The following is an 18,007-nucleotide window of genomic DNA, read 5'->3' on the forward strand; positions in this document are numbered from 1 at the left end:
AAAGTTATTTAAATTTATTATTTTTAATAACTTTTATGAAAGTTTATACAACAAAGAATATAGCCAAGGGGTGGCACTTTGTCTGCAAAATTAGCGACATAATGGGCATAACACTCAGAAATAGTTATGCAAGTTACATAAGTGAAGATGATGAGTGAGTAGCGGTGTTAGAATTTCAGGTATAAAAAAAGCACCCTAAGGTGCTTTTTTTAACTAAACAGCAGAGATTACTTCTTGCTGCTAAGTGCACCGAAGCGCTTGTTGAAACGATCAACACGGCCGCCAGTGTCTAAAATCTTTTGCTTACCAGTGTAAAACGGGTGACACTCAGAACATACGTCTAAGTGGATGTCTTTACAAAGAGTTGAGCTAGTTTCGAATTTGTTACCACATGAACAAGTTGCAGTGATAGCTTCGTACTTAGGGTGAATACCTTCTTTCATAGGGAACCTCTAGTTAAGGCCGTATCGCTCTCCAAACCCGAAGTCTGGCACCATACGCAGTTAATACAATTAATAGGCCGCGTATTTTATAGCTCAAGAAGCCTTACGACAAGCTTTAAATACATCTTTCGCTAAAAAAATAACCAAGTGGTCTGTTGTTCAGTATTTGTTGGTAGGTTTTTAACTGCAATTTTAGTACATTATCTTTCTATCTTTGTTTCAGTTGAGTTGTTATGCACTTTGTAGAAGTTGCCATAAAAGTCCCTTTACAGCGTACCTTCGATTATAAAGTTGAACAGCTGCTGCATAGCCCTGAGTTAAAGCCAGGTATGCGGGTTCGCGTGCCATTTGGTAGTCAAAAAAAGGTTGCCGTGGTACTGGCTCTTAAAACATCAACCGATGTTCCCGCTGACAAAATCAAGCCGATTATTGATGTTATAGACGACACGCCAGTGTTATCTGAGCAACATTTAGCATTACTAAAATTCACAGCACGCTACTACTGTTACCCATTGGGCGAGACCATTCATACGGCACTTCCGGCTGCATTAAGGCAAGGCGAATGCCCAGATAAAACCAGTATTAACATGGTTGAGCTGACCGATAAAGGTGCAAAACTGCCGTCATTAAAAGCAAAAACTCAGTTAAGTTTATTAAAACAGCTAGCCGAGTCGGGCAAGTCATCGGTCACAGAATTAAAAGCGCTCGGATTTACAAAAAAAACCATCGACAGTCTGCTTGATAAAGAACTGATCACCCAGTTTATTGAGCATGATAACCAATGGCAGCAACGCGCGCCGACTGTCGGTAGCAAGCCGGTGCTTAATAAAGAGCAAGCTGTTGCCTGCACCAGCATTAACCAAGCTCGTGGCTTTACAAGCTTTTTGCTTGAAGGAGTTACCGGAAGTGGTAAAACCGAAGTGTATTTGCAATGCCTAGAAGAAGTACTGAAAAAAGGTCAGCAAGCCTTAGTATTAGTGCCTGAAATTGGCTTAACACCCCAAACTGTCAACCGATTTCGTCGTCGCTTTCCCGATACCCCAATTATGCTATGGCACTCAGCACTAACAGATAACGAACGCTTACAAACTTGGCGTTTTTGTGAAAAAGGCAGCTGCGCCATAGTGATCGGCACACGTTCGAGTATTTTCTTGCCCTTTTTATCTCTTGGCATGATCATCGTTGATGAAGAGCACGACAGCTCGTTTAAGCAACAAGATACACTTCGCTATCATGCTAGAGACCTAGCCGCTTATAGAGCATACCAACATAATATTCCGCTCGTTCTAGGCAGTGCCACACCAGCACTTGAGACCTTACATAAAGCAATTAATAACAAATATCAGCTGTTGAGCCTCACTGAACGGGCCCAAACCAGTACTGATAACCAGTTCCAATTAATGGACATGAAAGGTCAGCCTGAGCAAGCAGGGATTGCCCATGCCAGCCTTGCCTATATGCGCCAGCATTTAGAACGTGGTAAGCAAGTGATGGTGTTTTTAAACCGTCGTGGTTTTTCGCCTACCCTTATATGCCATGAGTGCGGTTGGCTAAGTGAGTGCTCACGTTGCAGCACCAGTGCAACCTTTCATAAAGCCATTGGCCAGATGATTTGTCACCACTGTGGTGAACAACACCAAGTGCCTCATCAATGCCCTGATTGTGGCAGTACGCAGATTTTTCCAAATGGCAAAGGCACTGAACAAATCGAAGAGTTTTTAACACAAACCTTCCCTGATATTCCGATTAGTCGTATCGACCGAGATTCAACTCGTCGAAAAGGCAGCTTAGAAAAAGCCCTTGATGATATTAACCAAGGCGGTGCGCGCATCTTAGTTGGCACGCAAATGTTGGCAAAAGGTCACCACTTTGCCGATGTTAGCCTTGTTTTAATCCTAGATGTCGACAGTGGATTATATTCGTGTGACTTTCGCGCCACTGAACATTTAGCGCAACTTGTTACGCAAGTGGCAGGCCGTGCAGGTCGCAGTGGTGAACCAGGGCAAGTATTATTACAAACTCACTTTCCTGAGCACCCGCTACTGCAAGACTTAGTTAATAATGGTTACCAAGATTTTGCCCGTTACGCACTGACAGAACGAGAAGACGCGCAACTTCCACCAATCACAAATATGGCTATGGTGCGTGCCGAAGGACATAACATAAATCAAGTGATGGATTTTTTAACTGATTTGGTTCCTGTCCAGAACGTATCTGGTATACAATTGCTCGGTCCGATACCCGCACCACTAGAACGTGTGGCAGGTAAATATCGCTTTCAGTTACATATTCAGGCGCAGGAACGCTCCCACTTACACCAATATTTAGCGCAAATGGTCGACTATATAAGTACCAGTAAATTAGCGCAAAAGGTGCGTTGGAGCTTAGATGTCGATCCTATAGATATGATTTAAAGGCCAATTAAGAGTCATGGCACAGCACGATTACATAAATAAAAAACCAGCAAATCGAAATAATAAAAAACAAGCCCCGGCGAAAAAGCCTTTCCCTATTATTCTTGTTTTAATTGCGCTTATCTTAGTAGGCGGGTTTGGTTACGGCCTATGGTATATCAAACATAATGCTGATCCTGAGTTAGTAGAGCAGCAAGCAAATCCTACTAAAAAAGAAGAAGTAGTTATTCCACCACCTAAGACACCTGAATTTATCAAAGAGATTAAAGAGCACGAAGTTCAGGTTGAAGTAAAAGAGATTGAACAAAAAGGCCCGTATGTCATGCAATGCGGCTCTTTTAGAACATTAGAGCAAGCACAAACATTAAAAGCTAAAATCGCTTTTGCCGGCTTAGTGGCCGAAGTGAAGAAAACTGAGGGCAGCAATGGTGTTTGGTATAAAGTGCGCTTAGGCCCATACGAAACCAAACGTTTAGCTGAAAGTGACAAGAATAAACTTAAACGCATCAAAATAATGGGCTGCGGAATTTGGCTTTGGACTTGATTTTAGTTCATTCACCCATATAAACACCTCATCAATCGCTTTTTACGAGCGGCCTTGCCGCTCGATGATGAGGAATAATCATGACCACTATTGTAAGTGTACGCCGCGACGACAAGGTCGTTATTGGTGGCGACGGCCAAGTTTCACTTGGTAACACCGTAATGAAGGGCAACGCCCGCAAAGTTCGACGTCTTTATAATGGCAAAGTAATCGCTGGTTTCGCTGGCGGTACTGCTGATGCCTTCACCCTTTTCGAACGATTTGAAAGCAAACTAGAAATGCACCAGGGCAACTTAACCAAAGCTGCCGTAGAAATGGCCAAAGATTGGCGTAGTGATCGCGCACTTAGAAAGCTCGAAGCACTATTAGCAGTCGCAGACGAAACTGCTTCATTAATTATTACAGGTAACGGTGATGTTGTGCAGCCAGAAAACGACCTAATTGCGATTGGCAGTGGTGGTAACTTCGCACAATCAGCAGCCACAGCGCTACTAGAAAACACCGACCTAAGTGCACGTGACATTGTGGAGAAGAGCCTAACGATTGCAGGCAACATCTGCGTATTCACGAATAATTTCCAAACTATTGAAGAATTGTAATAGGAACTGCCATGTCTGAGATGACGCCAAGAGAAATCGTTCACGAGCTTGATCAACATATTATTGGCCAAGCTAAAGCTAAAAAAGCAGTTTCAATCGCGCTACGTAACCGCTGGCGCCGTATGCAACTGAGCGATGATTTACGCGCAGAAGTAACGCCTAAAAACATTTTAATGATTGGCCCTACTGGTGTGGGTAAAACTGAAATTGCTCGCCGCCTAGCTAAACTTGCTAATGCGCCTTTTATTAAAGTTGAAGCAACAAAGTTCACCGAAGTGGGCTATGTTGGTAAAGAAGTTGAAACGATCATCCGCGATTTAGTTGATATCTCAATTAAAATGACGCGTGAACAGCAAACCAAAAAATTCAAACATCGCGCTGAAGAAGCGGCAGAAGAGCGTATTTTAGATGCTCTTTTACCACCAGCACGCGATACCTTTGGTGAGTCAAAAACAGAAGAGAACTCTTCTACTCGTCAATCTTTCCGTAAAAAATTACGTGAAGGTCAGTTAGACGATAAAGAAATTGATATCGATGTTGCACAAGCTCAACCTAATGTTGAGATCATGGCTCCTCCTGGTATGGAAGAAATGACCAACCAGCTTCAGAGCATGTTCCAAAACATGGGTGGCGATAAGCGCAGCAAGCGTAAGCTAAAAATCAAAGAAGCATTTAAGCTATTAGTTGAAGAAGAAGCAGCAAAGCTTGTTAACCCTGAAGAGTTAAAAGAGCAAGCTATCTTCGCAGTAGAGCAAAACGGTATCGTGTTTATCGATGAGATCGATAAAATCTGTAAACGTGGTGAAGCATCTGGCCCAGATGTTAGCCGTGAAGGTGTACAACGCGACTTACTACCATTGATCGAAGGTTCAACAGTAAGCACTAAGCACGGTATGGTTAAAACTGACCACATGTTGTTTATCGCATCTGGTGCATTCCAAATGGCTAAACCATCAGACATGATCCCAGAGCTACAAGGTCGTTTACCAATTCGCGTTGAGCTTGAAGCACTAAGTGCTGATGACTTTAAACGTATCTTAACTGAGCCTCATGCTTCATTAACTGAGCAACAACGTGAGCTGTTAAAAACAGAGCAAGTTGACGTTGAGTTTACTGATGATGCCATTGAACGTATCGCGAAAGCGGCTTGGCAAGTAAATGAGAAAACCGAAAACATCGGTGCCCGTCGCTTGCACACAGTGATGGAAAAACTAATGGAAGAAATTTCATTTGATGCTTCAGAAAAAGCAGGTTCAACACTAACAATTGATGCTAATTACGTTGAGCAGCATTTAGGTGCACTTGTTGAAGATGAAGACTTAAGTCGCTTCATTCTTTAATCAACAAATTAGCGTTATAATTAAAAGCCTCCAGTTGGAGGCTTTTTAGTTTATAAATCGTAGATTCGAGGCTGACATGAAAGAAGTCACTAAAGTGCATTATCACAGCGTTAGCAAAGTATTAGATGTTCATTTTGATGATCAGACTATTGCTCAATTTAGTGCTGAATTTTTGCGTGTTCACTCACCTTCTGCTGAAGTACAAGGTCATGGCAATGAACCAATGAAACTCGTACTTGGTAAGCAACAAGTAGGAATTAACAAGATTGAGCCGGTTGGTCATTATGCGATTCGACTGGTGTTTAGCGATAATCATAATAGCGGTTTATTCAGCTGGCACTATTTAAGTGAGCTGCAAGCTAACCATGATGAGCTTTGGCAGAAATACCAAACGAGAGTCTCTGAGCACGAAGCAAGTAAAGACAGCGTGCCTATCAAGTTTGTGCCTTAATACCTATCAAAATGCCTCGATAAAGCACACCTAAAAACAAAAAAGCGCGATGACGACACCGTCACCGCACTTTTGTTTTATAAAGTATAAAGTATCAAGTAATTATTAAACTTTAAACTTATCGATTGCCTGATAGAGGACACGCGCTTGCTCTGATACTTCTTCGCTAGTTTGCGCATTAGTCGCTGCGTGACCTGATGCCTCTTGGGCGATATCACGAATACGAACCACGTTTTTATTCACCTCAGAAGCCACTTGGCTTTGCTCATCAATCGCTGTGGCAATGTGAGTGCTCATATCCATAATGGTTTGTACATCCTCGGTGATAGAACGAAGTAACTCACCGGCTTTACTTGCCTGTGCTGCACTTTCGCCACCTTGCGTACGACATTGCTGCATAATGCTCACCACTTCTTGCGTACGCCCTTGTAAGGTCGAAATGATGCTCTCAATCTCTTGTGTTGAATCTTGAGTACGCTGCGCAAGTGAGCGAACTTCATCTGCTACTACCGCAAAGCCACGGCCTTGTTCACCAGCACGCGCCGCTTCAATAGCCGCATTGAGTGCCAGTAAGTTTGTTTGCTCAGCAATGCCACGAATAACATCCAGTACAGAGCCAATCGTTTCAGCGTCTTTTTCTAATTGCGACACCACACTTGACGCATTACCGAGTGAGTCTGATAAGTGATTAATTTGCACTACCGTTGATTCAACCTCAGAACGACCTTGCTGCGCACTTAAGTTAGTCGACTCTGCTTTTTTCGCAGCTGCTTCAGTATTGTGAGAGATATCTTGAATCGTCGCCTGCATTTCTGTTGCAGCAGTAGCAACCATATCAGCTTCATGAAGTTGCTCTTGCATACCAGAGCTAGTTGCCGCTGTCGTTTCTGATAAATGCTCTGTTGCCACATTGAGTGTGCCTAGAGCGGTATTGACTTCGTAAATTAGCTTTTTAAAGTCACTAATCAAGCTATTAAAGTCAACTGTCATCGTGGTGATTTCATCTTTACCTGACTGCTCAATAGACATACTTAAATCATTACTGCGACGTATTTCATTAATCGTGTGATATACACGCTCAATAGGCATAATGATTGAACGACTAGTAAAATAGACTAACAGCATGACCAAAACGCTGGCGACAATGAAAACAAGCAACGCAACGAGTTGCGCTCGCTCGGCGCTAGACTCAACAAAAGCCTTAGTTTCTGTTGTTAATTGATTAACAATTGCATCGCTCTTTTCTACACTTCGCTTCATTTCACCTAGTGCACCTGAGTCTAGATCTAATCCTAGAGTCACCTGTGCATCGACAAGCGCTTTGAATTTAACTTGGTAAGTAGCCAAGTTACTAAGTAATTGCTTCTCATAGCCAGTTTCAAATCCTGCATTTTTAATTTCAGACTGAAAATTACTGACTAAATCATCAAATTTAGCCAGATACTTCAAATCAAATCGCAGCATAAAATCTTTCTCTGCACGACGAAGCTGCAGCATCAAGGTTAATAGCTGATAGTTTTCACGTTCACTGAGTAAGGTTTCAACTTGATGCACGGCTCCACGTAGCTCACCATACAACGCATCTTTAGGATGCAAACCAATTTTCTTTTGCAACACAACAACTTCATTAAAGTCATCGTAATATAATTTCGCTAAGCTTCTAAATTCATCAAGTTTTGCTGACTCCATTGATAAGTCATTAACTAGCTCGTCAAGACGTGCCATTTTAACTTTAAGCTGTGCATACTCTTTTTCAAAAAGCTCAAGACTTTCGACATCTTTATAAAACAAAAAGTTTTTTTCATGCTTGCGCATTGCAAGTTCATGAATATCAAGTTCCTCCGCATTTTGAATTGTTTCATTGAGTTTTAGCATCATGCGCGACTCAAGGATAATTACACACAGCATCACAATCATTGCAAGACCAACAACGAGCGCGTTTAATTGCAAACGACGCTTTATAGTTAAGTTTTGTAATACATTCATTCAAAGTGCCCTATAGAAACATGCATTTAAGAGTATAGCTAAACTATCTAAAGCAGCTAATAAAAAGTGATTAAACTTGTCGCACATTTTCTAATATTAGGAAGGTTTAAACAATTAGTTTTTGTTCTAAATCAACCTGTTGCCACAGGTATTTATGGAGCTGATCCACCTTTTCCCATTGCTTTTTTCTTATCCACTCAACCAAAGGTGCTGGATCGCTTGGGAAGTTGAGTTTTTTATTCTGTGGAGATTGCAGCCAATCATCCATCGCATTGGGGTTTAAATAACTCATGACATGAGCTGCCCCCATCGACAATAAAGTCTGCGCATTAATACCTTGCTCAAATTGTTTACCTAGCGGTTTTAACAATAATTTTTTACCAAGTTGTAATGCTTCACTTGCAAGTTCGAATCCAGCATTACCAATCACACCACCCGCATTAGCAAGATCATTTAGAAACCCAACGCGTGATGGTGCTCGCAGATGGATATTACCAATTGAACAATCCTGAGCATCCGGGTGATAACAATAAAACTCTCTTTCAGGAAAATCTTTTAAGTACTCGACCACATTGTTAAGATTTTCGAATGGCAGATACACCAACACCTTATTTTCAACCATCACTGGGTTATCGTGATGATGAGTAGCAATAAATGGAGGGATGATATTTTCAGCATAAGGTTGCCAATGTACGCCTAAATAAACACTGGCTGGCGCATAGTTACGGATCAGCGCACGGCGAAAGAATGCGCGGCCAAACATCGGCACTTTATCAGATAAAAATGCCGCTTGATGACTCATGCCAATTACCGGAATATTTTGTTGTTTAGCAGCCCATGCTGTAATTGGCTCAAAGTCATTAAATACCAAATCATAATGACGTAAATCAAGGCCTTTTATATCTTTAATTAGTTGTAGTGGACGTGCATTTTTCAATGTTTTAAAGCTATCAACCTGCCCCGATTTACTGGTAAACGACAAACCTCGAAAAACTCGGTAATCAGCAAAATCATCCATATCAAAGTAGTCTTGCTCTTTTCGACCAGAGAACACATAGTCAACATCGACTCCTAAAGCCCTAAACGTGCTAGCCATCACACGCGCACGCGTTATGTGCCCATTGCCTGTCCCTTGAATACCGTACAAAATTCTCATATAGACTCCACCACCATCACAGCTAATACAGCACAACTAGATCCCATTACTGCACCAATAACCACATCAGCGGGGTAATGCACACCAATAATCACTCTAGATGCAGCGACCCCTGATGCCCAAACCAACCACAAACCGGCAAATTCAGGTAAATACATAGTTAAAATTGTCGCCACTACAAATGCTCCCGCACTATGCCCCGATGGCAAACTAAACCTATCACTCGGCACTAAATAAGCACCTTGTACTAAGCAATCACAAGGTCTTACCCGAGCAATTCGCTTTTTAACTAAAAAATAAATGGGTCGCTCAATGACAAAACCTACCAGTAGACTCATTGCAAGTTGTTGAAAATGCGCTTGCTCCGTAAACCACCAAAAGCTCAAAAATAGTGCAACATAAAGACCGCCATCACCACTTTTTGAAAAGCCAATGGCTGATCGCCTTAACCACACAGGCGAAGCATCATTAAACACACTTAAGAACAGCTGTTCGTCCACCTTTGCCAATTTTGTAAGTATGTTGTTTGCCATGGTGAGCTCCTTGTCATACTTTGCGTCTAATTTTTATACTCACCTCAGCTTAGGCGCTAAAAATAACAATTAAGTGACGCTTTTGAGACACTAATGTTGCGGTGACAAAATTCCTTTGATTTAAACCAATAATCCGCTATTAAGTCGTTGTTATTGAGTTGTATCAGGGTATACTGAGTACTAAACAGACAGTCTCTTTAGAGGATGAAAAAATGGATTACAGCACTTCTGATTTATGCGACCACTTTGCAGATGTGGTTGATGTGCTCGAACCAATGTTTATCAATTTTGGTGGACGCCCAAGCTTTAGTGGTCGAGTAAAAACCGTTAAATGCTTTGAAAATAACGAGCTGATCCGCGAGATTTTATCAACCGATGGCACCGACAGCGTGTTATTGATTGACGGTGGTGGTTCAACCCGACGTGCCCTAATTGATATTGAGCTGGCTGAAATCGCATTAGAAAACAACTGGCAAGGCATTATCGTTTACGGTGCTATTCGTCATGTTGATGAACTTGAAGAGCTAGACTTAGGCATTCAAGCAATTGCCTCTATTCCTGTTGCTGCCGATAGTGAAGGTGCAGGTGAAGACGGCATAGGCGTTAACTTCGCAGGCGTTTCTTTCTTTGATGACGACTTTGTTTACGCTGATAGCACCGGTATTATATTATCTGCTGAAGAATTAGAGTTAGAAATAATAGAAGACTAATCTCGGTGACAAACTACCTTAAAATTTATGATGAAGCGGCGGTAAAGCACTTATGTGTCCGCCGCGCTAACGAACTCAAAGCTTGGCAAGCCCTTGCCCTTCTCGACACTCAAGTTAACGCCCCACAAGCACTCATCGATGCAAAACAATTCGGTATTCGTTATGTCTTAGTTGGCGTATGTGAAGATATTGGCCCTCGTGCCAACTTAGGTAATGGTGGCTCAGGACAAGCGTGGCAAGCATTTTTAAAGCGCTTTTTAAACCAATCGCATAACCAGTTTTTAAACCACGAGCGTGTGTTGCTACTCGGCGAAGTGGCCCTTGATGACTTAAACCAACAAGCTGCTGACCTTGATAATAAAAACGACGCCGACTTAGCCAAACTACGTGAATTGTGCGCTGATATAGACACCCGCGTTGAGCAAGTGCTTGCAATGATCTTTACAGCTGGTCTTGAACCAATTGTAATCGGTGGCGGCCATAACAACTGCTTAGGTATTTTGCGTGCCCTTAGTAAGCAAGATGGTAAACCAGTAAATGCTATTAACTTAGACCCTCATGCTGATTTTAGAGAATGCGAAGGGCGTCATAGTGGCAATGGCTTTAGATATGCGTACAGCGAGAATCACCTTGCTGATTACCATGTGATAGGTTTACACGAATTTAAAAATAACCAAGCGATTATTGATGCCCTAACCAACGCAAACTTCACGTTTGATAGTTACCAAGACATTCAAGTACGTCGTAAAGTTGATTTATCTTCAGCATGTCAACACGCACTAGCTCAGTTTGATAATGCCTCGCTTGGCGTAGAAGTAGACTTAGACAGTATTTCGTTAATGCCAGTTAGCGCATACACCAACTGTGGTTTTAATGTGAGTGATGCAGAACACTTTGTGCATTTAGCTGCCAGCCAAGCAACAGCCCGCTACTTACATTTATGTGAAGGCGCACCATCACAACACCCGGTTAGTTTAGAAACAGGTATGAACGATGCAGGCCAAATAATCACAGCTTTAGTAAACGCCTACCTGCAAGCCAGAGAGTCTTCTTAACTTGCATTAGGCGCTATTCTTACTGAAACGTCTACTTTGCGAATAAATTCACACCTGCTGCAAACAAGGTGATTTATTCGCCAAGATTTAACGATGGTAATAGCTCATCTTCAAACCAATCGCTGATTAAACGTTTGTCGTAGTAATAAGCTTCATCGCGCCCTGTTTTCATGCGGTCCATAAAGCCCATATCTTTAAGCTTTACGTCTTTTGCTTCACTAATCACTTTACCGTCTTTATCAGTAATTGAATAATTAAGGTCAATACGTGGGAAATAAATTGGCTTGATAATGCGCAGTTCATTCATCGTTCCAAAACGCACATCACCAGCAAGGTCAAGCTCTGTTACTTCCACATTGAAGGTGTAGCCATCAGGTAACTGTTCAGCAAGCTTGTTAAAGTGCTTCTCAAAGCTCTTTGCCACGTTTTTATGAAATGCACCTTTTGGTGAGTTATTTCCGGGGCGCACATCACGGTAATCGTTAAAGTCATGCCATTTAACCTTAGCCTCCCCTGCGTGAGCAAAAGCAGGTAGTGCAATAACCATTACTAAGGCCATTTTCTTTACAATTTTCATCTTTATCTCCACTTAACAGGAATAGCTTTTGATTAAAATTTAGCAGCTGACAATTAACTATAGCTTAATAACTCAACGCTTGGATGTAACCAATATGGTGCAAAATGTAATCAAAAACAAGACACTGATATTTCTATTAAAGAAGATTAATCACATTTTATTCATGTAATTTAACGCGAAATGTGATGAAATAAGGCTAATTCAACCAGGTATAGTTCATGGATATTTTATGACCATTTTAGTCACCGGCGGAGCCGGGTACATCGGTTCTCACACCGTTTTAGAGTTACTACAACAAGGCACAGACGTTGTTGTACTTGATAATTTAAGCAATTCATCAAATGAGTCATTGGCTCGCGTAAAACAAATCACCGGCAAAGACGTCACGTTTTATCAAGGTGATATTTTAGATAGAGCCTGTTTAGACAAAATCTTCAGTGAACACACGATTGATAGTGTTATTCACTTCGCTGGTTTAAAAGCGGTTGGTGAATCGGTTGTAAAACCTATCGAGTATTATCAAAACAACGTACAAGGTACACTGACTCTGGTTGATGCTATGCGTGATGCTGGCGTGTTTAAGTTAGTATTTAGCTCATCAGCAACCGTATACGGTGACCCAGCAAGCTTACCAATTCGCGAAGACTTCCCAGTTGGCGGCACGACTAACCCGTATGGCACATCAAAGCTTATGGTAGAGATGATGCTGCAAGATATCGCGAAATCCGATGAACGCTTTGCCTTTGTTATCTTACGTTACTTTAACCCTGTAGGCGCACATGAGTCTGGCCTTATTGGTGAAGACCCTAATGGTATTCCTAACAACTTATTACCTTATATTTCGCAAGTTGCTGTGGGTAAACTAGAAAAGCTTGGTGTGTTTGGGGATGACTACGATACTGTAGATGGTACAGGTGTTCGTGACTATATCCACGTTGTCGATTTAGCATTAGGTCACTTAAAAGCACTGAACCGAATTGCAAGTGATACAGGTGCGCACGTATTTAACCTAGGCACAGGTAATGGTTATTCAGTACTGCAGATGGTTACCGCTTTTGAGAAAGCCAGCGGTCAAGCCGTACCTTACCAAATTTCGCCGCGTCGAGCGGGCGATATTGCAGCTTGCTACGCAGCTCCAGAAAAAGCATTAAAAGAACTTGGCTGGCAAGCAGAGCGTGGCATCGATGAGATGATGCAAGATACATGGCGCTGGCAAAGCAATAACCCGAACGGTTACAAATAGTCAGAAGAATTAAAAGGCACTTACAAATAAGTGCCTTTTTACTGGCTACTTTATAAAATCCTGCATTTCAAAATAAACTATTTGGCTGTACTCACAGTCATTAAAGCCACTTGATAATTGCGTAAATGTTGGCACGTTTACTTCTACCTGCAAACGCTCAGCTTCACACCCTCTTACTAAAGCAATGGCGTCAAATGACGGGCTGGCCTGTATTTGATGTACCAATATTTGTATTCCTTGTTCATTTGTCGCTTTATTTATTCTTTGCCAGCGCGGTTGCGACACGTGCTGAGTCGATGACAGTGCTCGTTTATATACAAGAGAAACAAACTTAAAGTTTTCATCCTTTAGCCATTTTTTACCGCCTCGTTCAAAATGACCGAAGAATAATTGGCTGGGCACACTCAATGTCTGCCCAGCAATTAACTTATTCAAGTCAAACTTAGCAGGCAATAGAGTGATCATAGAGTTTAAATACTGAGGAGTTGAATCACTTTCTTGCACAGTAAGCCAACGAATTAGTTCTTTCTCATAGCGAGTTTCTACACGATAAATTAATTGGTAATCATGCGGGGCGTGGTACAAAGGAAGGTGGCTGGCATAGAGCTCAACGCCATCGGTGAACAACACCATGCCATGCATACCAACTCGGCTATGCGCATGAAAATGCTTAACCTCTTTTGCTATGCTTTTAAAACTGACAATTAAACAGCAAAGTAACAACAGAACAGCGAAATTTGCTTTCATTTTTTAATACCTTTTATTTAACACGAACAATCGCTTTACCGATATTCTTCCCTTCGAACAATCCCTCAAGCGCGCTTGGTAAATTTTCAAAGCCATTAATTTCGGTTGTTTTAAATTGGATCTCTCCTGCTTTTAACCACGGCAAAATATGATTAATCATTTCAGGCATACGGTGAGTAAAGTCTCTTGCTAAAATCCCTTGAATTGTCGCTCGTTTATAAAGTAATTGATGAAGAAAGCGAGGGCCTAGTTCGGGGTTGTCAAGCGAGCCATCGTACTGCGAGATTTGCCCGCAAATCACTACACGAGCACGCAAGTTTAAGCTGCTCAACACCGCATCAGTGTTCATCCCGCCAACATTATCAAAATAAACATCAACACCACCAAGCTCCATCAACCTTTCGTGCAACTGTTGGGCTGAGTCAAATTGCTTATAGTTAAGCGCATAAGCGACCCCGAGCTTTTCTAACCAAGTACATTTTTCTTCAGATCCAGCTAAGGCAATAACACGACAACCATTTTTTATAGCAAACTGAGTAACTAACGAACCCACGGCTCCAGCAGCACCTGAAACGACAACCGTCTCGCCGGCTTTTGGTTTACCTGCTTCCATTAAACCAAACCAAGCTGTTCGCCCAGGCATACCTAAAACACCTAGTGCCGTTCTTACATCGGCATCATTAGGGTTTAAGGCTTGTATTTCATTGGCATGGACAACTGCATGAGTTTGCCAACCTGAATAAGCGCTTACCCAATCACCTTGCTTAAATCGCTCGCTGTTTGACTTTAAAACCTGAGCAACAACCGCAGCCCCTTGCACTGTATTTAATGCATGAGGTTGCTCCCAATTCGGCTTAGCAGCCTGTTGAATACGCATATATGGATCGACAGAAATGTACTTTGCCTCTAGCAGCACTTCGTTTTTAGCCAATGTCGGCGAAATTACAGATTCTCGCAATGCATAATGCTGCTCACTGACACGTCCATCAGGGCGCTTAACATAAAACCACTGCTTAAGATTGTAAGACGTCATCGCTCTCTCATTTAATGAAATTTAATAACGAAATTATTGCACTTAAACAATTAACCATTAAGCTATTAAAACTATCTATACGTTTCCATATTGGAATTAGAGGCAAACTTGGATACAGAAGATTTACGAAAGTTTTTGGTCATCGCAAAGCACAATAACTTACAGCAAGCATCTGCAACATTAAATGTCACACCTGGTGCGCTTTCGAAGGTCATAAAACGGCTCGAAATTAAGCTAAATACACAACTATTTAAGCGAATTGGTCGAAATATAAAACTAAACCAGCAAGGTGAAAAATTTCGCCATTATGCGCTTAATTTGGTTCATGAGGCTGATCAAGCTATCAGCGAGTTTAATGGAAGCACGAAAAATACGGTTGTTAACTTATCCGGCCCCTCTTTGCTGCTACAGCATTACCTGCCTTTTTTATTATCGCAATTTAATGAGCAAGGTTTTCAATTTAATATTGATACAAGTTGGGAAGGTCAAGCCATTGAACAGGTTGCCAGCGGCCATGCCCATTTAGCTTTAGTTACCGAAGTGGCATTAAATGAAAGCACACTGCAAAGTGACTTTGAACGTATATATTTAGGCACAACTACTTTCAAAGTTGTAGCTGCGCACTCGCATCCATTATTCGAACAGTTTAGTAAGGGTTCACTCACCAACAGAGAGCTTTTTCAATTTAGTTTTGCTTGTCCGAGTATTTCACCCTTTTGTGGCGTAACTAGGGGTGTCGGCTCAGATGGTTGGCGAGATGACAAAGTACCTAGAACCATAAGTTATCGCTGCAACGATTTCAGCACCTTGCTGTCACTCGTCAAACAAGGGATTGCATTAGCATACGTCCCTGATTTTATTGCAAACGATCCAGCCCTCAAAGTCATCGATGTATTAGACTGTAACTACACTTGCCAAGAGCGCCTCGAGCTGGTTTACAAACCAAGTTTAGCTACTGGCTGGTTAAATCAATTCGCAGCAAAAGTGAGAGCCGCACATCAGCGCATTGCTTGAATGCTCTCAAGTGCTACAGCTAGCTGTGTTTTTAATTTTTTATAGCGTATATAAACAGCCAGCACGATAATACCATTAATACCAAGCTGGATAAGCCATAGGCTGTATGTTTTAAACATAACCATATTAAACAAGGCAGCGATTAACAAAGCGCACCAAAGAGCAATGCAGCCAATAAAACTCACATGCCAGTAATGAACTTGGTGCTTCAGCTGATTCTCTTTAAAATTAAGCATTGCATTAACGTCTAGTGTTTCTGCTCGCCACAGCTTTCGCCTTAAACGGTATGACCAAATTCCAAAACCTAGAGGAATAGGCACTAATAGCGCAAACATAATGGTTTCATAGGTATTTTTTGCTTCAAACAACATGGCGTAAATACAAAATACGGTTACCACAACACCTAAAAATGAGTCGATTAACCCTTTTAGCTTTAACTTAGTTCGCGACTTTTGCGTTTGTGCTATTAACGCTGCACTATCCACTTTCGGCGTTGCCTGCACGAATGCCTGCTGCCACTTAGCTAATTGATCATCTGCTTCGAATTTATCCACTTTATTTACTCCATTAGGCTCGCAATTTGCTGTCTTGCTCTACTGGCACGTTTAGCAACAGCATCTTCAGACAGTCCCAGCGTTTGAGCTATCTCACTTTGATTAAACCCTTCAAGCTGTAAAGCAAGCACCTGCCGATATTTCAGCGTTAATTTACGAAGGGCAGCCATTAAATCTAAACTGTCGTCTGGTGACTTATGCGCACTTAAGGCTTGGGTGTAATCAATACTTTCAGAGCTTGCCACCTCTTTGCGGTTTTGCTCTTTTATCACATGATCAACCGCTTTATTGTGAGCTATTCGGGCAATATAGGTTTTTATGCTGGCATCGCCCCGAAAGGCAACATCGGGTGATGAGTCATTACTTTCAAAAGCGCGCCAAACAGCCAGCGACATCTCTTGAATTAGCTCATCTTGTAGCGCTTGATTGATCTCGTAGGTTGCAGCAACACGCGCCAACAGCGGCGCGTATTCATTCAGCAATGTGTTTATTTGAACATCAGCTTTCACTGTACTTCCATGTTTTTATTATTATTTGAACAAACGATTATAGGCACAAAAGTAGGTACATGCTAATACCGGCCCTACCAACAACATAGGTAAAAGACTATAAGGGGCAGCAAAGGTTACGAGCATATTAATCAAACAAAGCATGCTTAATGGTTTAATCACCTTTAGTGCCGTTGTAATGCCTTCTTTAACAGCTGCACTAAGCGAAGCATTGTTTAAAAGTAACAGAGGTACCACAAACATAAGCAACATATTTACAGGAACAATTGATACAAATATGACCCCTACGCGCCAGCGCTCAACATCAACAAACTGACCTGACAATAAAGCCGATAACTGCTCACTACCAATCAAAGTACTCCCAACAGCAAATTGCACCAGCGCCAGTAAAATACCAACAACTGACCACACGGCAACTCGCCCCCACTTCGTCCATGTTGCATTGTGCTTAAATGAAAAGCCTTGCTGATTATTCAGGTTAAACAACAATGGCCACACCGTTGCCATTAACATAGGCGCTAACCATTTTGATACAGTTAAACCTGTAGGTGCAGGTAATAGCTGCACTAAGCCTGGCACAATAGCGAACAGCGTCATCAGTAAAAAAAGTTTAAACGGTGCTTTTTTAAATAGCCCCCAGCCTTCTTTTAACCAAACAGCAGCATCACTAAATGGTGCATTTGTTGAATCAAGTTTTAGCGTATTCACAGTTGATGTTGTAGTCGTCATGAGTTTGTCCTTTTCGTAAAAATTAATACACAAGACACTGCCTATCGCTACCACCTAATAGGAACAACTTCGTGTCATTTGCAGCTATAGACGAGACAAACACAGAAAACCTGACAAAATATTTTTAAAAAATTAAAAATAATTTTATTTCATTGAATTTTAAGGATAAAAAAGAGGTGGAACAATAGTGGAACGCAGCAGCTTAAGATAGATTTAAGCTTTGATTTTTGATTTTTGGTTTTTGGTTTTTTACAGCAAGAAAATGGTGGCCCCTCCCAGACTTGAACTGGGGACCTAACGATTATGAGTCGTGTGCTCTAACCAACTGAGCTAAGGGGCCATTGTATTAGCGAAAGCTAAATTTTTTGAT

The 18,007-nt window shown here is 41.7% G+C and carries 19 protein-coding genes and 1 tRNA gene; 9 read left to right on the top strand and 11 right to left on the bottom strand.

Annotated features, from left to right (window positions below):
- Positions 1 to 227 precede the first annotated feature (227 nt).
- Positions 228 to 443: a 50S ribosomal protein L31 gene (gene rpmE, locus CWB80_RS09040; RefSeq protein WP_036973208.1), complete on the bottom strand. Its 216-nt coding sequence runs from the start codon at positions 441 to 443 to the stop codon at positions 228 to 230.
- 233 nt (positions 444 to 676) lie between these two features.
- On the opposite strand from rpmE, the gene priA reads away from it, so the two are divergent.
- The 5 genes from priA (at position 677) to CWB80_RS09065 (ending at position 5,791) form a co-directional block, all read left to right on the top strand.
- On the top strand, positions 677 to 2,857 hold the full coding sequence (priA, locus tag CWB80_RS09045) for a primosomal protein N' (protein WP_138599279.1): 2,181 nt from the start codon (positions 677 to 679) through the stop codon (positions 2,855 to 2,857).
- Between the two features lie 16 nt (positions 2,858 to 2,873).
- Positions 2,874 to 3,401 carry an SPOR domain-containing protein gene (locus tag CWB80_RS09050; protein ID WP_063530073.1) on the top strand — a complete coding sequence of 176 codons (528 nt, stop codon included), beginning with the start codon at positions 2,874 to 2,876 and terminating at the stop codon, positions 3,399 to 3,401.
- 80 nt (positions 3,402 to 3,481) lie between these two features.
- The gene (hslV, locus tag CWB80_RS09055) at positions 3,482 to 4,000 is read left to right on the top strand and encodes an ATP-dependent protease subunit HslV (RefSeq protein WP_054552816.1); all 519 of its coding nucleotides are present in this window, start codon (positions 3,482 to 3,484) and stop codon (positions 3,998 to 4,000) included.
- An 11-nt stretch (positions 4,001 to 4,011) separates the two neighbouring features.
- Positions 4,012 to 5,340 carry an ATP-dependent protease ATPase subunit HslU gene (gene hslU, locus CWB80_RS09060; protein ID WP_054552817.1) on the top strand — a complete coding sequence of 443 codons (1,329 nt, stop codon included), beginning with the start codon at positions 4,012 to 4,014 and terminating at the stop codon, positions 5,338 to 5,340.
- 76 nt (positions 5,341 to 5,416) lie between these two features.
- Positions 5,417 to 5,791, top strand: coding sequence for a gamma-butyrobetaine hydroxylase family protein (locus CWB80_RS09065; RefSeq protein ID WP_138599280.1), 375 nt, complete (start codon positions 5,417 to 5,419; stop codon positions 5,789 to 5,791).
- Positions 5,792 to 5,896: 105 nt separating this feature from the next.
- Here CWB80_RS09065 and CWB80_RS09070 read toward each other — a convergent pair whose 3' ends face one another.
- The 3 genes from CWB80_RS09070 to CWB80_RS09080 form a co-directional block, all read right to left on the bottom strand.
- The gene (locus tag CWB80_RS09070) at positions 5,897 to 7,777 is read right to left on the bottom strand and encodes a methyl-accepting chemotaxis protein (RefSeq protein WP_054552819.1); all 1,881 of its coding nucleotides are present in this window, start codon (positions 7,775 to 7,777) and stop codon (positions 5,897 to 5,899) included.
- A gap of 106 nt (positions 7,778 to 7,883) precedes the next feature.
- Positions 7,884 to 8,933 (bottom strand): MJ1255/VC2487 family glycosyltransferase, encoded by a 1,050-nt coding sequence (locus tag CWB80_RS09075; protein ID WP_138599281.1) that lies wholly within the window; start codon positions 8,931 to 8,933, stop codon positions 7,884 to 7,886.
- Positions 8,930 to 9,466, bottom strand: a complete 537-nt coding sequence (locus CWB80_RS09080) for a phosphatase PAP2 family protein (protein ID WP_054552821.1) — start codon at positions 9,464 to 9,466, stop codon at positions 8,930 to 8,932. The genes CWB80_RS09075 and CWB80_RS09080 overlap by 4 nt, the downstream gene beginning before the upstream one ends.
- A gap of 212 nt (positions 9,467 to 9,678) precedes the next feature.
- Here CWB80_RS09080 and rraA point away from each other — a divergent pair, with 212 nt between their 5' ends.
- On the top strand, positions 9,679 to 10,176 hold the full coding sequence (rraA, locus tag CWB80_RS09085) for a ribonuclease E activity regulator RraA (protein WP_054552822.1): 498 nt from the start codon (positions 9,679 to 9,681) through the stop codon (positions 10,174 to 10,176).
- A 5-nt stretch (positions 10,177 to 10,181) separates the two neighbouring features.
- Positions 10,182 to 11,231, top strand: a complete 1,050-nt coding sequence (locus CWB80_RS09090; protein ID WP_138599282.1) for a formimidoylglutamase — start codon at positions 10,182 to 10,184, stop codon at positions 11,229 to 11,231.
- A gap of 73 nt (positions 11,232 to 11,304) precedes the next feature.
- Here the strand turns inward: CWB80_RS09090 and CWB80_RS09095 are convergent, their stop codons facing one another.
- Positions 11,305 to 11,808, bottom strand: a complete 504-nt coding sequence (locus CWB80_RS09095; protein ID WP_138599283.1) for a DUF3016 domain-containing protein — start codon at positions 11,806 to 11,808, stop codon at positions 11,305 to 11,307.
- Between the two features lie 229 nt (positions 11,809 to 12,037).
- On the opposite strand from CWB80_RS09095, the gene galE reads away from it, so the two are divergent.
- Positions 12,038 to 13,051, top strand: coding sequence for a UDP-glucose 4-epimerase GalE (gene galE, locus CWB80_RS09100; RefSeq protein ID WP_054552825.1), 1,014 nt, complete (start codon positions 12,038 to 12,040; stop codon positions 13,049 to 13,051).
- Between the two features lie 45 nt (positions 13,052 to 13,096).
- Here the strand turns inward: galE and CWB80_RS09105 are convergent, their stop codons facing one another.
- Both CWB80_RS09105 and CWB80_RS09110 read right to left on the bottom strand, forming a co-directional pair.
- A complete protein-coding gene (locus CWB80_RS09105; protein WP_138599284.1) occupies positions 13,097 to 13,798 on the bottom strand; it encodes a hypothetical protein in 702 nt (233 codons plus the stop codon).
- A gap of 13 nt (positions 13,799 to 13,811) precedes the next feature.
- Positions 13,812 to 14,831, bottom strand: coding sequence for an NADP-dependent oxidoreductase (locus CWB80_RS09110; RefSeq protein WP_138599285.1), 1,020 nt, complete (start codon positions 14,829 to 14,831; stop codon positions 13,812 to 13,814).
- A gap of 108 nt (positions 14,832 to 14,939) precedes the next feature.
- On the opposite strand from CWB80_RS09110, the gene CWB80_RS09115 reads away from it, so the two are divergent.
- Positions 14,940 to 15,845, top strand: coding sequence for a LysR family transcriptional regulator (locus tag CWB80_RS09115; RefSeq protein ID WP_138599286.1), 906 nt, complete (start codon positions 14,940 to 14,942; stop codon positions 15,843 to 15,845).
- Here the strand turns inward: CWB80_RS09115 and CWB80_RS09120 are convergent.
- The 4 genes from CWB80_RS09120 to CWB80_RS09135 form a co-directional block, all read right to left on the bottom strand.
- Positions 15,830 to 16,399: a hypothetical protein gene (locus CWB80_RS09120; protein WP_138599287.1), complete on the bottom strand. Its 570-nt coding sequence runs from the start codon at positions 16,397 to 16,399 to the stop codon at positions 15,830 to 15,832. The genes CWB80_RS09115 and CWB80_RS09120 overlap by 16 nt on opposite strands.
- Before the next feature lie 5 nt (positions 16,400 to 16,404).
- Positions 16,405 to 16,908: an RNA polymerase sigma factor gene (locus CWB80_RS09125; protein ID WP_054552830.1), complete on the bottom strand. Its 504-nt coding sequence runs from the start codon at positions 16,906 to 16,908 to the stop codon at positions 16,405 to 16,407.
- A 21-nt stretch (positions 16,909 to 16,929) separates the two neighbouring features.
- Positions 16,930 to 17,637 (bottom strand): hypothetical protein, encoded by a 708-nt coding sequence (locus tag CWB80_RS09130; protein WP_138599288.1) that lies wholly within the window; start codon positions 17,635 to 17,637, stop codon positions 16,930 to 16,932.
- Positions 17,638 to 17,900: 263 nt separating this feature from the next.
- A tRNA-Ile gene (locus CWB80_RS09135) sits at positions 17,901 to 17,977 on the bottom strand.
- Positions 17,978 to 18,007 lie beyond the last annotated feature (30 nt).

Origin of the sequence: Pseudoalteromonas sp. S1650, assembly GCF_005887195.1 — a bacterium.
Lineage (GTDB): Bacteria > Pseudomonadota > Gammaproteobacteria > Enterobacterales > Alteromonadaceae > Pseudoalteromonas > Pseudoalteromonas simplex.

Coding starts and splice junctions, on each gene's coding strand:
- rpmE (WP_036973208.1), bottom strand. CDS start 443: ATGAAAGAAGGTATTCACCCTAAGTACGAAGCTATCACTGCAACTTGT.
- priA (WP_138599279.1), top strand. CDS start 677: ATGCACTTTGTAGAAGTTGCCATAAAAGTCCCTTTACAGCGTACCTTC.
- CWB80_RS09050 (WP_063530073.1), top strand. CDS start 2,874: ATGGCACAGCACGATTACATAAATAAAAAACCAGCAAATCGAAATAAT.
- hslV (WP_054552816.1), top strand. CDS start 3,482: ATGACCACTATTGTAAGTGTACGCCGCGACGACAAGGTCGTTATTGGT.
- hslU (WP_054552817.1), top strand. CDS start 4,012: ATGTCTGAGATGACGCCAAGAGAAATCGTTCACGAGCTTGATCAACAT.
- CWB80_RS09065 (WP_138599280.1), top strand. CDS start 5,417: ATGAAAGAAGTCACTAAAGTGCATTATCACAGCGTTAGCAAAGTATTA.
- CWB80_RS09070 (WP_054552819.1), bottom strand. CDS start 7,777: ATGAATGTATTACAAAACTTAACTATAAAGCGTCGTTTGCAATTAAAC.
- CWB80_RS09075 (WP_138599281.1), bottom strand. CDS start 8,933: ATGAGAATTTTGTACGGTATTCAAGGGACAGGCAATGGGCACATAACG.
- CWB80_RS09080 (WP_054552821.1), bottom strand. CDS start 9,466: ATGGCAAACAACATACTTACAAAATTGGCAAAGGTGGACGAACAGCTG.
- rraA (WP_054552822.1), top strand. CDS start 9,679: ATGGATTACAGCACTTCTGATTTATGCGACCACTTTGCAGATGTGGTT.
- CWB80_RS09095 (WP_138599283.1), bottom strand. CDS start 11,808: ATGAAAATTGTAAAGAAAATGGCCTTAGTAATGGTTATTGCACTACCT.
- galE (WP_054552825.1), top strand. CDS start 12,038: ATGACCATTTTAGTCACCGGCGGAGCCGGGTACATCGGTTCTCACACC.
- CWB80_RS09105 (WP_138599284.1), bottom strand. CDS start 13,798: ATGAAAGCAAATTTCGCTGTTCTGTTGTTACTTTGCTGTTTAATTGTC.
- CWB80_RS09110 (WP_138599285.1), bottom strand. CDS start 14,831: ATGACGTCTTACAATCTTAAGCAGTGGTTTTATGTTAAGCGCCCTGAT.
- CWB80_RS09130 (WP_138599288.1), bottom strand. CDS start 17,637: ATGACGACTACAACATCAACTGTGAATACGCTAAAACTTGATTCAACA.